Annotated in this window: 11 protein-coding genes and 2 rRNA genes; 5 read left to right on the top strand and 8 right to left on the bottom strand. The window is 63.7% G+C overall.

Annotated elements, in window-relative coordinates; genetic code table 11:
- Positions 1-35: 35 nt before the first annotated feature.
- From OHA42_RS11440 to OHA42_RS11430, 3 genes are all read left to right on the top strand, one after another.
- On the top strand, positions 36-2039 hold the full coding sequence (locus OHA42_RS11440; protein WP_406236720.1) for an alpha-1,4-glucan--maltose-1-phosphate maltosyltransferase: 2004 nt from the start codon (positions 36-38) through the stop codon (positions 2037-2039).
- The gene (gene glgB / locus OHA42_RS11435) at positions 2036-4207 is read left to right on the top strand and encodes a 1,4-alpha-glucan branching protein GlgB (RefSeq protein ID WP_406236719.1); all 2172 of its coding nucleotides are present in this window, start codon (positions 2036-2038) and stop codon (positions 4205-4207) included. The genes OHA42_RS11440 and glgB overlap by 4 nt, the downstream gene beginning before the upstream one ends.
- An 87-nt stretch (positions 4208-4294) precedes the next feature.
- A complete protein-coding gene (locus OHA42_RS11430) occupies positions 4295-4666 on the top strand; it encodes a VOC family protein (protein WP_406236718.1) in 372 nt (123 codons plus the stop codon).
- A gap of 22 nt (positions 4667-4688) precedes the next feature.
- Here OHA42_RS11430 and OHA42_RS11425 read toward each other — a convergent pair whose 3' ends face one another.
- The 3 genes from OHA42_RS11425 to OHA42_RS11415 form a co-directional block, all read right to left on the bottom strand.
- On the bottom strand, positions 4689-5537 hold the full coding sequence (locus tag OHA42_RS11425) for a co-chaperone YbbN (RefSeq protein ID WP_406239289.1): 849 nt from the start codon (positions 5535-5537) through the stop codon (positions 4689-4691).
- A gap of 61 nt (positions 5538-5598) precedes the next feature.
- Complete coding sequence (locus tag OHA42_RS11420) at positions 5599-5967, bottom strand: DUF3817 domain-containing protein (RefSeq protein ID WP_406236717.1); 369 nt, start codon at positions 5965-5967, stop codon at positions 5599-5601.
- Positions 5968-6118: 151 nt separating this feature from the next.
- Positions 6119-7297 carry an acetyl-CoA C-acetyltransferase gene (locus OHA42_RS11415; protein WP_328409900.1) on the bottom strand — a complete coding sequence of 393 codons (1179 nt, stop codon included), beginning with the start codon at positions 7295-7297 and terminating at the stop codon, positions 6119-6121.
- 347 nt (positions 7298-7644) lie between these two features.
- Between OHA42_RS11415 and mce the strand changes: the two genes are divergently transcribed.
- Complete coding sequence (gene mce, locus OHA42_RS11410; RefSeq protein WP_406239287.1) at positions 7645-8106, top strand: methylmalonyl-CoA epimerase; 462 nt, start codon at positions 7645-7647, stop codon at positions 8104-8106.
- Between the two features lie 86 nt (positions 8107-8192).
- Positions 8193-9194 (top strand): hypothetical protein, encoded by a 1002-nt coding sequence (locus tag OHA42_RS11405; RefSeq protein ID WP_406236716.1) that lies wholly within the window; start codon positions 8193-8195, stop codon positions 9192-9194.
- 269 nt (positions 9195-9463) lie between these two features.
- Here the strand turns inward: OHA42_RS11405 and OHA42_RS11400 are convergent, their stop codons facing one another.
- The 5 genes from OHA42_RS11400 to OHA42_RS11380 all read right to left on the bottom strand — a co-directional run bounded on the left by OHA42_RS11400 (position 9464) and on the right by OHA42_RS11380 (position 14878).
- On the bottom strand, positions 9464-9766 hold the full coding sequence (locus OHA42_RS11400; protein WP_406236715.1) for an ATP/GTP-binding protein: 303 nt from the start codon (positions 9764-9766) through the stop codon (positions 9464-9466).
- Positions 9767-9845: 79 nt separating this feature from the next.
- On the bottom strand, positions 9846-10532 hold the full coding sequence (gene nucS, locus OHA42_RS11395) for an endonuclease NucS (RefSeq protein WP_328409893.1): 687 nt from the start codon (positions 10530-10532) through the stop codon (positions 9846-9848).
- Between the two features lie 57 nt (positions 10533-10589).
- Positions 10590-11318, bottom strand: a complete 729-nt coding sequence (locus tag OHA42_RS11390) for a rhomboid-like protein (RefSeq protein ID WP_406236714.1) — start codon at positions 11316-11318, stop codon at positions 10590-10592.
- A 189-nt stretch (positions 11319-11507) separates the two neighbouring features.
- Positions 11508-11624, bottom strand: a 5S ribosomal RNA gene (rrf, locus tag OHA42_RS11385).
- Positions 11625-11746: 122 nt separating this feature from the next.
- Positions 11747-14878, bottom strand: a 23S ribosomal RNA gene (locus OHA42_RS11380).
- Between the last annotated feature and the right edge of the window lie 331 nt (positions 14879-15209).

The raw sequence follows: 15209 nt of genomic DNA, 5'->3' as shown, positions 1-15209 counted from the left end.
ACGTCTCGGCGCGAGGTAACGGTACGGTTGGTCCCGTGACCGGCCGCATCGCTATCGATGACATTGCCCCGTCCATCGCGGGCGGCCGACCGGCCAAGGCCGTGGTCGGCGAGGTCTTTCCGGTGCGCACCGTGGTCTGGCGTGAGGGGCACGACGCGGTTGCCGCCACGCTGGCGGTGCGCGCTCCCGGCACGTCACGGATCACCAGGATTCGGATGGCGCCGGATTTCGAGCCCGACGTGTTCAACGGGACATTCGTCCCGAACCTGCCCGGCGCGTGGACCTATCGCATCGAGGGCTGGAGCGATCCGATCGCCACCTGGCGCGCGGCGGTCGAGGCAAAACTGGCTGTCGGGCAGAGCGCCGTGGATCTGGCCAACGATCTCGAGCTCGGCGCCCGACTGTTCGAGCGCGCGGCCCAAGCCGTGCCGAAGAAACAATTCGAGCGCCTCCGAGCGGCCGCGACCGCGCTGCGCAGCAACGAACAGCTGCCCGCACGGGTCGCATCGGCCTTCGGCGCGGAGATCTCCGAGATCCTGCGCACGACGCCGTTGCGGGACATGGTCACCCGAGGCGCGCAGCACACCGTGCAGGTGGAACGTCAACGCGCACTGTACGGCTCGTGGTACGAGTTCTTCCCGCGCTCGACCGGCGGCCGGGACGCCGCGGGCAACCCGATCCACGGCACCTTCGCCACGGCGGCGAAGGAATTACCGCGCATCGCGGGCATGGGTTTCGACGTCATCTATCTGCCGCCGATCCATCCGATCGGCGAAATCAACCGCAAGGGCCGCAACAACGCGCTCACCGCCGAGCCGGACGATGTCGGCTCGCCGTGGGCGATCGGGTCGAAGGACGGCGGGCACGACGCGATCCATCCGGCACTCGGCACCGAAGCCGATTTCACCGAGTTCGTCAGCACCGCTTCCGAACTCGGCCTCGAGGTGGCCCTCGATCTGGCCCTGCAGTGTGCACCCGATCATCCCTGGGTACAGGCGCATCCGGAGTGGTTCACCACCCTGCCCGACGACACCATCGCCTTCGCCGAGAATCCGCCGAAGAAGTACCAGGACATCTATCCGGTCAACTTCGACAACGATCCCGACGGGCTGTACGCGGAAATCCTGCGTGTGGTGCGGCACTGGATCGGCTCGGGCGTCAAGATCTTCCGTGTCGACAACCCGCACACCAAGCCCGCCGACTTCTGGGAATGGTTGATCGCGCAGGTGCGACGCACCGACCCCGAGGTGATCTTCCTCTCCGAGGCGTTCACCAGGCCGGCTCGGCTGTACGGCCTCGCGAGACGCGGATTCAGCCAGTCCTACACCTACTTCACGTGGCGCATCGCCAAATGGGAGCTGGCCGAATTCGGCAAGGAGCTGGCTGCGAAAGCGGACGAGGCCCGACCGAACCTGTTCACCAACACCCCCGACATCCTGCACGAGAGCCTCCAGCACGGCGGGCCGGGCATGTTCGCCATTCGCGCGGTCCTCGCGGCGACCTTGGCCCCTACCTGGGGCATCTACTCCGGATTCGAATTGTTCGAGCACCAGGCGGTGCGACCGGGCAGCGAGGAGTACCTGGATTCCGAGAAGTACGAACTGCGCGCACGCCCGTTCGCCGAGGCGCTGGCGCGCGGAGAATCGTTGGAGCCGTGGATCACTCGGCTGAACGAGATCCGTCGCGCGCACCCCGCCCTCCAGCAGTTGCGCTGCGTGCATTTCCATCACGTCGACAACGACGCGCTGATCGCCTACTCGAAGATCGATCCGGTCAGCGGCGACGCCGTGCTGATCGTGGTGAACCTCAACCCCTTCGGCGCCGAGCAGGGCATGATTTCGCTCGACCTGCCCGCGATCGGGCACGAATGGCACGACCATCCGGTCGTCTACGACGAGGTCAGCGGCGAGGAATACCACTGGGCGCAAACGAATTACGTGCGGCTGGATCCGGCCAACTCGGTCGCTCACATTCTGGCGCTGCCGCCGGTGCCGCAGCAGGTTCGCGCCGAACTCGCCTATCGCAGGACCTTCCGATGAGCGATGCGACGGTGGTGAAACGCCGCGACCTGATGCTGCTCGCGGCCGGAACCCATACCGATCCGCACACCGTGCTCGGCGCGCACCCACACCGCGACGGCACGGTCATCCGGGCGCTGCGGCCGCACGCAGAGACGGTGTCGGCACGCGTCGGTAGTGCCGACCATCCACTGAAGTCGTTGGGGCACGGGATATTCGCCGCAGTGCTGCCCTACCCCGAGGTCATGGACTATCGCCTCGTGACCACCTATCCGGGCGGCCAGCAGATCATCACCCCCGATGGGTACCGCTTCCTGCCCACCGTCGGCGAGCTCGATCTGCATCTCATCGGCGAAGGCCGCCACGAACACCTGTGGGATGTGCTCGGCGCGCATCCGCGCCACTACACCACCCTCGACGGCGAGGTGAGCGGCACCTCGTTCGCGGTCTGGGCTCCGAATGCCCGCGGCGTCACCGTGATCGGTGATTTCGACAGCTGGAGCGGCAACACCGCACCGATGCGCGCACTCGGCTCATCCGGGGTCTGGGAAGTGTTCGTGCCCGGCGTCGGCGTCGGCGCCAAATACAAGTTCCGGGTACATGGTGCGGACGGCCGGACGGTGGACCACGCCGATCCGCTGGCGTTCGCGACGGAACTCCCCCCTGCCACCGCGTCGGTCGTCACCGAGAGCAATTACGCGTGGTCCGACCATGATTGGGTCGCCGCTCGCGAACGCACCGATCCGACACGCGCGCCGATGAGCGTCTACGAAGTCCATCTCGGATCCTGGCATCCCGGTCTCGGGTACCGCGAATTGGCCGACCAGCTGGCCGATTACGTGCGCGCGGCCGGATTCACCCACATCGAGCTGCTGCCGATCGCCGAGCACCCGTTCGGCGGTTCCTGGGGATACCAGGTCACCTCCTACTACGCGCCCACAGCGCGCTTCGGCTCCCCCGACGACTTCCGCTCCTTCGTGGATCGCCTGCACGCCGCGGGGATCGGCGTGCTGTTGGACTGGGTACCCGCGCACTTCCCGCGCGACGAATGGGCGCTGGCCCGCTTCGACGGAACCCCACTCTACGAACATCCCGACCCGCGCCGCGGCGAGCAGCTCGACTGGGGCACCTACGTTTTCGACTTCGGCCGCAACGAGGTCCGCAACTTCCTCGTCGCCAACGCCAGGTACTGGATCGAGGAGTTCCACATCGACGGCCTGCGCGTCGACGCGGTGGCCTCCATGCTGTACCTGGATTACTCACGCCCCGAAGGGGGTTGGGAGCCGAATGTGTACGGCGGCCGGGAGAACCTGGAGGCCGTCGATTTCCTCCAGGACCTGAACAACACCGTGCACCGGTACCACCCCGGCGTCGTCACCATTGCCGAAGAATCGACGAGTTGGCCCGGAGTGACCAGGGGCACCGACGTCGGCGGCCTCGGTTTCACCATGAAGTGGAACATGGGCTGGATGCACGACACCCTCGGGTTCCTCGGCCGCGATCCGATCCACCGCTCCTGGCACCACAACGAGATCACCTTCTCATTGGTGTACGCATGGAGCGAGAACTACGTGCTGCCGATCAGCCACGACGAAGTCGTGCACGGCAAAGGCACCCTGTGGACCAGGATGCCAGGCGACGATTTCGCCAAGGCCGCGGGCGTGCGCGCCCTGCTGGCCTATATGTGGGCCCATCCCGGTAAGCAATTGCTGTTCATGGGGCAGGATTTCGGCCAGTTTCGTGAATGGTCGCACGATCGCGGCCTGGACTGGCACGAGCTGGACAATCCGCTGCACCTCGGCATCACCGCCGCCGTGCGCGACCTCAACGCGGTCTATCGCGCGCACCCCGCGTTCTGGACGCAGGACACCGCACCCGGTGGGTACTCCTGGATCGAGGCCGACGACCGCGCCAACAATGTCCTGGCCTTCCTGCGCTACGGCTCCGACGGCTCGATGGTCGCCTGCGTCTACAACTTCTCCGGTTCGGTGCACGACGAATACCGCGTCGGCCTGCCCGCCACCGGCCGCTGGCGCGAAATCCTCAACACCGACGCCATCGCCTACGGTGGCTCCGGCATCGGCAACCTCGGCGCCGTGACCGCGCTCGACGAGCCATGGCACGGCAGGCCGGCGTCGGCGACCGTCGCCCTGGCCCCCAACAGCGCGGTCTGGCTCGCGCCGGATTAGCCGACGCCATCGGGCGAGCGGAGCGGAATCGTTGCCTATACGATCATTTCGATACTTCGTCAGTTATCGAAATGAATGGAACGCGTCATGGCAGTTCGCAACATCTTCGCCCGCATCTACGTCGACGATCTCGATACCGCCCTGCCGACCTTCACCGCTCTGACCGGTGCGCAGCCGGGTCTGCGCTTCGCCTATCGCGATGTGGAGCTGGCCGGAATCGGTGACTTCCTCCTGGTCGCCGGGACCCCGGAGAGCCTCGCTCCCTTCCGCAATGTGCAGGCCACCACGATCGTCGACACCCTCGAGGAAGTCCTCGCGGTGGTCGAGCGGGAGGGCGGGCAGACACTCGACGGACCCAACGACGTCCCGACCGGGCGCAATCTGACAGTGCGGCACCCGGGCGGTGCGATCGTCGAGTACGTCGAGTTCGATGCGAGCAAGGTCGAGGCGCTGGCCTGAGCGCACCCGGCAGCGGGCGCGCTCAGTACAACGCGGCGGCCAGCTTCCTGCGGGACGCAACGACGGCCGGATCGGCCGGATCAAAGAGCTCGAACAGTTCCAGCAGGCGGGTGCGGACCTGTGTCCTCTCATCACCGGCGGTCCGCTTGATCAGCGCGATCAGCCGGTCGAACGCGGCCTCGGGCTGCTGGTTGAACAGTTCGAGGTCCGCGGCGTCGAACGCTGCACCGACATCGGCCGGATCGGAATCCGCGGTCGCAATTGCCGATCCGGGAATGTTCTGGGCACGACCGAGGAAACGCAGCTGACGCAGCGCGACCTTGGCCTCTTCGTTGTTCGGCTCTGCGGCGATGATGGCCTCGTAGGCGGCCTCCGCGGCTGCCATGTCACCCTGCTCCAGCGCCGCCTCGGCAGCGGCGAAACGGGGATCCTCGGCGGGCTGCGGCTCGGCGGTCTCGCCGTCGAGCTTGCCCGCCACCGCCTCGATGACCGCGTTCAGCCACTGCCTGACCTGCGATTCCGGCTGCGCGCCTTGGAAATCCGCGAGCGGCTGGCCACCGGCTACCGCGATCACCGTCGGAATGCCCTGCACGCCGAAGGCCTGCGCGATCCGCATATTGGCCTCGGCCTCGACAGTGGCCAAAGCCCAGCTGCCGCCGTTTTCGACGACAAGTCGCTCGAGCAGTTTGACCAACTCGACGCTGCCGGGGCTGCGCTGCGAGTACAGCGCGACAACCACCGGCACCGCGATCGAGCGGCGCAAAACCTTTGTCTCGAAATCCGTCTCGTTCACCGCATAGTCGCCACCGGGCGCACCGGCCGCCCCGGCCGGGGGCTGCTTCAGGCTGGACAGATCGACCGCACCGGACATAGCGGCGGCGACGGCGGGCGAAGGACGGCGGGCAGCAGGTCGAGTCACGGCTTCCAGTTTGTCACGGCGTGACGGATGCGGGAGCCCCGGAGTCGACCGACGGCGCGTTGCTCAGCTCACCCAGCTGACCCGTCCGCACCGCCCACACCTCGAAAAGCATCGTGCAGAACGGCGGAATGCTCGACAGCAGCGCAAGCACCGTGGTCTTCACGGTCCAGCCCAGCTCACGGGCCGCGACGATCGTCGCGATCACGAACAGCACGAAGATGATGCCGTGCGTCATCCCGAACACCTTGACCGGCCACAGGACCGGCTCGGGGAGACGCTTGAACACCATGCCGACAATCAGGAAGGCCCAGGAAATAGCCTCCAGCACGGCGATGAAGCGGAAGCGCTTGGCCACGGTGCTCAGGTCGAAGAAATTGTCCATGGCCACCATTGTGCCGGACTCCTACGACGGTCCGTAGTTGAACCCGTCACACCACGGCGGTGCGGATCAACCTGCCCATCGCCATCGGCGCCGCGGGCGTGCTGATCACGGCGAATGCCCCGATCAGACCGCCTGGTCCGGCACCGGTCGGCTAGACCTTGATGATCAGGGCGTCACCCTGACCGCCGCCACCGCACAACGCGGCAGCGCCGATGCCACCACCGCGGCGCTTCAGCTCCAGCGCAAGGTGCAGCAGGATCCGCGCGCCGGACATGCCGAGCGGGTGACCGATCGCGATCGCGCCACCGTTGACGTTGACCTTCTCCGGGTCGATGCCGAGCTTGCGGGTGGAGGCGATGCCCACCGCCGCGAAGGCCTCGTTGATCTCGACCAGATCCAGCTCCGCGGGCGAAATACCTTCGCGCGCACAAGCCTTGGCGATCGCATTGGCAGGCTGGTCCTGCAGCGACGAGTCGGGACCGGCCACCACGCCTGCGGCGCCGATCTCGGCGATCCAGCTCAGCCCGAGCGCCTCGGCCTTGGCCTTGCTCATCACCACGACGGCAGCCGCGCCGTCGGAGATCTGCGAGGCGGTGCCCGCGGTGATGGTGCCGTCCTTGCGGAAGGCCGGACGCAACTTGGCCAGCGACTCCGCGGTGGTGTCCGCGCGAATGCCCTCGTCCGCGGAGACCAGCACCGGGTCGCCCTTGCGCTGCGGCACCGCGACCGGAACGACCTCCGCGTCGAAAAGCCCGTTCTTCCACGCCGCCGCGGCCCGCTGGTGCGAGGCGGCCGCGAACGCGTCCTGGTCCGCGCGGCTGATCGGCTCGGTGTCGTTGCGCTGTTCGGTCAGCGCACCCATCGGCTGGTCGGTGAAGATGTCGTAGAGGCCGTCGTAGGCCATGTGATCGCGCAGCGCCACGTCGCCGTATTTGAAGCCCTCCCTGCTCTTTTCGAGCAAGTGCGGCGCCTGGCTCATCGACTCCTGGCCACCGGCGACGACGATCTCGTACTCGCCCGCCCTGATCAGCTGGTCGGCGAGGGCGATCGCGTTGATACCCGACAGGCACACCTTGTTCAGGGTCAGCGCGGGCACGTCCATCGGAATGCCGCCGGCTACCGCCGCCTGCCGAGCCGGGATCTGGCCCGCGCCCGCGGTGAGCACCTGACCCATGATCACGTAATCGACCTGCTCGGGCGCGACGCCACCCTTCTCCAGCGCCGCCTTGATCGCGAAGCCGCCGAGGTCGGAACCGCTGAAGTCCTTCAGCCCTCCGAGCAGCCGGCCGACCGGGGTACGCGCACCGGAGACGATCACGGAAGTGGTCACGACGAGCCCTCTTTTCCTTACAGCAGCATTCGTTGGATCGCCAACGGCCGCGCCCGGGCGCGGCGTCGAATCTTGTACTCAACGGTAGCTTGTCCGTCCGAGTCGGCCCCTGCCAGGTACGCGGTGCCCTCACCTGCGCTGGGCCGAGCACGGGACTACCGCTGGACGTCGTCCGACTGCGCCCCACCAAGCGGTGGCCTCGCCTGCGCTCGACCGAGCGCTGGACTGCGGATGGACCCCATCCGACTGCGTCTCACCAAGCAGTGTCTTCGACCGAGCACAGAACTATCGATGGTCTTCATCCGGCCGTGTCGGGCAGACGCTACGTTCGAGTGGTGAGCAACGTTATGGATCCTTCGAGCTTCATCCCCGGCGACTACGTCATCGCCGTCGATCATGTCGGCATCGCGGTGCCCGATCTGGATGCCGCGATTGCCTGGTATGCCGAGAATCTCGGCATGATCGAGACGCATCGCGAGGCCAACGAGAGCCAAGGCGTGCACGAGGCGATGCTGTCGCTGCCCGGCGCACCGGACAGCGCGACTGCCCTGCAGTTGCTGGCGCCGCTGAACGCCGACTCCACCATCGCCAAGTTCATCGACCGTAGCGGACCGGGCCTGCAGCAACTCGCCTACCGCGTCACCGACATCGATGCGGTGTCGACCTATCTGCGCGATCGAGGTCTGCGTTTGCTGTACGAGGCGCCACGGCGCGGAACCGCCGATTCCCGCATCAATTTCATCCACCCGAAGGATGCTGGCGGTGTGCTGATCGAGTTGGTCGAACCGAACGCGAATGTTACGCACTAGTATCAAGATCGGGCCCGAAAAACTCTTCAGAATCACATTCGCGGTCGAGTCACCATGATGTCTCGGTAGGCTGTAGTTTGTTGGCCATGTCGTCACCTGAGTCCGATCGCAATCGCTTCGTTGCACTGCCCTTCACCGTTGTGCGCAAGGGTTATGCGCAAGACGAGGTACGCAACTACTTCGACCGCTTCGATGCAGAGCTGAGGGTCACCGCCACTGACCGGGATGCTGCTGCGGCACAAGCCCGTAACCTCGCGAGCCAGTTGGAGGACGCGCGGGACGAGATCGACGAGCTCCGCAAGGAGGTCGACCGCCTCTCGGTTCCGCCGACCACTGCGGAAGGCATGTCCGACCGCATCTCCCGCATGCTCCGCCTGGCCTCCGACGAGGCCTCCGAGGTCCGCGCCCTGGCGCAGGCCGAGGCTGCGGAAATGGTGTCGATCGCGGAGCAGCAAGCCACGGAAATGCGTGGCAAGTACGAGTCGTTGCTTGCCGAGACCAAAGAAAAGCGCGAAGCACTCGAGATCGAGTTCGAGCAGACCCTGGCCAATGCGCGTACCGAGTCCGCCAAGATCATCGAAGCCGCTCAGGCCGAGGCCGACCGCCTCGGCAAGGAAGCCGACGCCAAGCGCAAGGCGACCCAGCAGGACTTCGAGGTCACCATGGCCGAGCGTCGCACCAAGCTCACCCGCGCCATGGAGGAGCTGGAGGCCACCAGCCGCGCCGAGGCCGCACAGCGGATCAAGGACGCGACCGACGAGTCGAATCGCCTCATCACCTCCGCCACCCAGACCTCCGAGCGCAAGATCGCGCACGCGAAGGAACTGGCCGAGGAGATGCGCGTGCTGCGCGGTCGGGTGCTCGCCCAGCTGCTCGGCATCCGCGGCCAGCTCGACTCGGTGCCCGCCATGCTCGCTGCGGTCAACCGGGAAAGCGAACTGCTGGACGGGGTTCCGGACCAGCGCAAGTCGATCGGCGGCAACACCAAGTCGGTGACCGGCTCGCGCACCAAGGCGATCCCCGATGTCGCCACCGAGGATGACGACATCGTGGACGAAGAGCGCGAGAACGCCGACATCACACACTGACGTCGGACCACGCGGCGACACGCGGTACCACCAAAATTCACACTGAAGGCCGCCCCGACCGGGGCGGCCTTCCTAATTCTCCGACCGCCACTGCATGTACCCGGGCTGTACCCGTTCGCTGCTACGACAGTTGCGTTCAGGTCCCACGGCGGATGCCGAACCAGTCTCGGGCGTGCCCGACGCGTTATTCGACCTGCCCGCGAATTCAGTCGTTCCATCGGCTAACAGGGCCTGCGTCTCCAGGAAAGCACGTTCGGCCGCAAGGGCATTCACGACCAGCGACGGGTTATCCTGCGCGTCTGGCGGCCGTTCCAGCAACCCCGATGCCAGTGCCTGCGATCGTCCTCACCGCCATAGGCGGGCCAGGCGACGACATGGGCTACGCCGGGGGCGATTTCGTGATCACAGCCCGGACAGCGATATGTCTTGATTGCCCGACTACCTGGGATGGTCCGGACGGTGTAGAGGTCGTCACTGTCCGGTCCCGGCTCGGTACTTCCGAAGACGTCGCCGAGCCCACCGCCCGCGGGCGGACCCGCGCGGCGGTCGGTGCGAGGCTTCCGACGCGGCATGCACTCAGCCTAAGCCTCGACCGAACGCGCTCTTTGCGCCCGTCTGGATCGATCGGAGCCATCGGTCGGCTACTTCGACTCAGAAGAGGCGGAATTCGTTGCTCTCGGTGCCGCGTAGGGCGTTGTAATCGAGGATCAGGCATCGAATTCCGCGGTCCTCGGCGAGCGTACGGGCCTGCGGCTTGATCTGCTGCGCCGCGTAGACCCCGGCGACAGGGGCGAGCAGCGGGTCGCGATTGAGCAATTCGAGGTACCGGGTGAGCTGTTCCACACCGTCGATCTCGCCGCGGCGTTTGATCTCCACGGCCACGGTGGCGCCGTCGGCATCGCGGCACAGCAGATCCACCGGCCCGATGGCCGTCATGTATTCACGGCGGATGAGCGTATAGCCGGGACCGAGGGTCTGCACGTGCTCAGCGAGCAACTCCTGAAGATGCGCCTCCACGCCGTCTTTCACCAGACCAGGATCGACGCCGAGCTCATGCGAGGAGTCGTGCTCGATGTCCTCGATAGTTATCCGCAATTCTTCGCCGGCCTTATTGGTGACGACCCACAGCGCCTTCGCGCCGTCGGGCACCTCGTCACCGCTGCGTTCCTCCAGCCAGCACGGCGGGCTCATCCAGTTCAGCGGCTTATAGGAGCCACCGTCGGAATGCACGAGAACCGAACCGTCCGCTTTCATCAGCAGCAACCGGCGGGCCATTGCGAGATGGGCGGTGAGTCGCCCCACGTAGTCGACCTGACAGCGAGCAATCACTAGGCGCACCCAAGCACTGTAGGCGAGTGCCCGGCCGCCCCTGTCGCCAGCCCGTCGCGCCGCCGGTCAGCCCATGAGCATGATGGCCGCGAGCAGTACGCTCACCGCGAGCAGAGCCGATTCGACCCTGGTGAGTTTGTGGGTGGATGTCGCATTGGCCCGAATCATGCCGAACCCCACGGCCGATCCGATGCAGCACGAGAGCAGATGACCGACGCTGGTGAAGGTCCGCTCGATCAGGACGCCCTCTGCGGCGATCATGAACCATGTGGTGGCCCAGGCGATCCGCCAGCGGTGTGGGACCGCTACGACGAGAGCACCGATCAGTGCCATGGCCCCATAGCTCACGCCGACATCTTCCGCCCAGCGGATACTCGCGGGCACCCAGCCGACATCGATGGCAACCCAGAGACCTGCGGCGACGAGCAGCGTGGCCCCGAGGTGCCCAGCCAGGAAGACGCGCACCACGTGCACCGCGCCGAAGCGCAATTCGGCAAGGGCGAGCAGGCAGCCGAGCAAGGGAATGATGGCCCAGGCTGCGCTCACATCACCGATCACCAGGGCGCTCGAAAAAAGGGTGCCGACGTGCCCGTTCAGCAGATTATGGAGGTTGGTGCTCGCGTGCAGCACCATCTTCGACTGGTCGGAATCGCTCAGTACCGAGAAGATCGTCGTGACGATGACGAGCGCGGCCAGGTAGCCGGCCGTCGCGGGCAATCTCGGCCACGAGCGAGATCGGGTCGGTGCGCCGGCATCACTGGGCGCCCGGTCGGCCGTTGTCGTCGCCACGACCATGTGCACCTCCATGCTTCTCGGCTTATCCGTCCCACCGATGATATATGTCTACGTTCATGATCAACGCCGGTGCTCTGCTTACCTTGACTGTTCCCTGCGAGATTGCTGCGAAACCACTTCGTCCTGTGTATCTCGTCAGTAAACGACGAAAGCCCCCCGACCGAAGTCGGGGGGCTCTCGCGAATGATGTTCCGGCGGTGTCCTACTCTCCCACACCCTGTCGAGTGCAGTACCATCGGCGCTGGCAGGCTTAGCTTCCGGGTTCGGAATGGGACCGGGCGTTTCCCTGCCGCTATGGCCGCCGTAACTCTATGAAACTATCCACACAGAGAGCACACCATCAAAAACAGAAAACAATCTGCTTCATCAAGGTGCTTCTGTATCTGTGTATTGTTTCAGATACCGCACAGTGGACGCGTAGCCTCTTCGTTGGTAAGTCCTCGGCCGATTAGTACCAGTCACCTACACCCGTTACCGAGCTTCCAGTTCTGGCCTATCAACCCCATGGTCTGTGGGGGGCCTTAACCACTCAAGGTGGTGAGAAACCTCATCTTGGAACAGGCTTCCCGCTTAGATGCTTTCAGCGGTTATCCCTTCCGAACGTAGCTAACCAGCAGTGCTCCTGGCGGAACAACTGGCACACCAGAGGTTCGTCCGTCCCGGTCCTCTCGTACTAGGGACAGCCTTCCTCAAGTTTCTGACGCGCGCGGCGGATAGAGACCGAACTGTCTCACGACGTTCTAAACCCAGCTCGCGTGCCGCTTTAATGGGCGAACAGCCCAACCCTTGGGACCTACTCCAGCCCCAGGATGCGACGAGCCGACATCGAGGTGCCAAACCATCCCGTCGATATGGACTCTTGGGGAAGATCAGCCTGTTATCCCCGGGGTACCTTTTATCCGTTGAGCGACACCGCTTCCACTTGCCGGTGCCGGATCACTAGTCCCGACTTTCGTCCCTGCTCGAGCTGTCGCTCTCACAGTCAAGCTCCCTTGTGCACTTGCACTCGACACCTGATTGCCAACCAGGCTGAGGGAACCTTTGGGCGCCTCCGTTACATTTTAGGAGGCAACCGCCCCAGTTAAACTACCCACCAGGCACTGTCCCTGAACCAGATCATGGTCCGAGGTTAGAGGTCCAATACGATCAGAGTGGTATTTCAACGATGACTCCACAAACACTGGCGTGCCCGCTTCACAGTCTCCCACCTATCCTACACAAACCGTACCGAACACCAATACCAAGCTATAGTGAAGGTCCCGGGGTCTTTTCGTCCTGCCGCGCGTAACGAGCATCTTTACTCGTAATGCAATTTCGCCGAGTCTGTGGTTGAGACAGCAGAGAAGTCGTTACGCCATTCGTGCAGGTCGGAACTTACCCGACAAGGAATTTCGCTACCTTAGGATGGTTATAGTTACCACCGCCGTTTACCGGGGCTTAAATTCTCAGCTTCGCGCCGAAGCGCTAACCGGTCCTCTTAACCTTCCGGCACCGGGCAGGCGTCAGTCCGTATACATCGTCTTACGACTTCGCACGGACCTGTGTTTTTAGTAAACAGTCGCTTCTCTCTGGTCTCTGCGACCCAACCCAGCTCCGAGAGTAAATCTCATCACCAGACCGGGTCCCCCTTCTCCCGAAGTTACGGGGGCATTTTGCCGAGTTCCTTAACCACAGTTCTCTCGATCGCCTTAGTATTCTCTACCTGACCACCTGTGTCGGTTTGGGGTACGGGCCGTGTACCAACTCACTAGAGGCTTTTCTCGGCAGCATAGGATCACTGAATTCGCCTCAATCGGCTACGCATCACCTCTCAGGCACATGCTGTGCGGATTTGCCTACACAACGCCCTACAGGCTTACACCAGTACAACCACTGACTGGCCCAGCTACCTTCCTGCGTCACCCCATCGCTTGACTACTACCAGCCGGGGTCATGTGCATCCCTCCACTCGAGACCCGAAGGTCTTCTCGGAAGTTCAGGACACTTAGCACAACTGATTCATCATGGGCGCGGATACACGGGTACGGGAATATCAACCCGTTGTCCATCGACTACGCCTGTCGGCCTCGCCTTAGGTCCCGACTCACCCTGGGCGGATTAACCTGGCCCAGGAACCCTTGGTCATTCGGCGGACGAGTTTCTCACTCGTCTTTCGCTACTCATGCCTGCATTCTCACTCCCGTAGCCTCCACGGCTGGATCACTCCGCCGCTTCCCTGGCTACAGGACGCTCCCCTACCCATCCACACCACTGCACCACCCCCCGCAGGGAATGGCGGATGTATTGTGTGAATGCCGCGGCTTCGGCGGTGTACTTGAGCCCCGCTACATTGTCGGCGCAGGATCACTTGACCAGTGAGCTATTACGCACTCTTTCAAGGGTGGCTGCTTCTAAGCCAACCTCCTGGTTGTCTTCGCGACCCCACATCCTTTTCCACTTAGTACACGCTTAGGGGCCTTAGCCGGCGATCTGGGCTGTTTCCCTCTCGACTACGAAGCTTATCCCCCGCAGTCTCACTGCCGCGCTCTCACACACCGGCATTCGGAGTTTGGCTGATTTCGGTAAGCTTGTAGGCCCCCTAGACCATCCAGTAGCTCTACCTCCGGTGTGAAACACGCGACGCTGCACCTAAATGCATTTCGGGGAGAACCAGCTATCACGGAGTTTGATTGGCCTTTCACCCCTACCCACAGCTCATCCCCTCAGTTTTCAACCTAAGTGGGTTCGGGCCTCCACGACGTCTTACCGTCGCTTCACCCTGGCCATGGGTAGATCACTCCGCTTCGGGTCTAGAACATGCGACTGGAAACGCCCTATTCGGACTCGCTTTCGCTACGGCTACCCCACACGGGTTAACCTCGCCACATGCCACTAACTCGCAGGCTCATTCTTCAAAAGGCACGCCATCACCCACCCAACCGAAGTTGGCGCAGGCCCTGACGGATTGTAAGCGCACGGTTTCAGGTACTATTTCACTCCCCTCCCGGGGTACTTTTCACCTTTCCCTCACGGTACTAGTCCGCTATCGGTCACCAGGGAGTATTCAGGCTTACCGGGTGGTCCCGGCAGATTCACAGCAGATTTCACGGGCCCGCTGCTACTCGGGCACTCACTACGAGAGCCGCCAGGTTTTCGTCTACGGGATTCTCACCCTCTACGACAGGCCGTTCCAGACCACTTCGACTAACCCAACGGTTTCTTACTCTCGCTCATCACGGCAGTGATAAGAAAATGAGCCCCACTACCCCACATGGACAACGCCTGCCGGCTATCACATCCACATGGTTTAGCCTCATCCGCTTTCGCTCGCCACTACTCACGGAATCACTGTTGTTTTCTCTTCCTGTGGGTACTGAGATGTTTCACTTCCCCACGTTCCCTCCACACACCCTATATATTCAGATGCGGGTAACACGACATCACTCGTGCTGGGTTTCCCCATTCGGAAATCCTCGGATCTCAGCTCGGTTGACAGCTCCCCGAGGCTTATCGCAGCCTCCTACGTCCTTCATCGGCTCCTGGTGCCAAGGCATCCACCGTACGCTCTTAAACACTTACTAACAAAGATGCTCGCGTCCACTGTGCAGTTCTCAAACAACACACCCAGTACGAACCGAACCACCACCATGCCCACTCATTTACACAAGTGCGGTCTGCGTGAAGCCCGAACCGGATCGTTATCTTGCCTAAGAGGAAACACTCGCGTGTTCTCTCAGGACCCAACAGTGTGTCGATATATCAACCGCGGGACCGGCCACTGAAGGACCGACCACAATGCGGGAGAGCTTGTCAGCGTTCCACCCATGAGCGTCCGCAGCTCCACATACGGGAACTAAACGGTCTCTGGCATCAACGTTTACCATCCCCGACTCTTCGGGGTGCGATGCAGAA

Origin of the sequence: Nocardia sp. NBC_01009, from assembly GCF_045208035.1 — a bacterium.
In the GTDB taxonomy this organism is placed as follows: domain Bacteria; phylum Actinomycetota; class Actinomycetes; order Mycobacteriales; family Mycobacteriaceae; genus Nocardia.
Note: the sequence above shows the minus strand (reverse complement) of the source record. Positions and strands in the feature narration are given on the sequence as shown.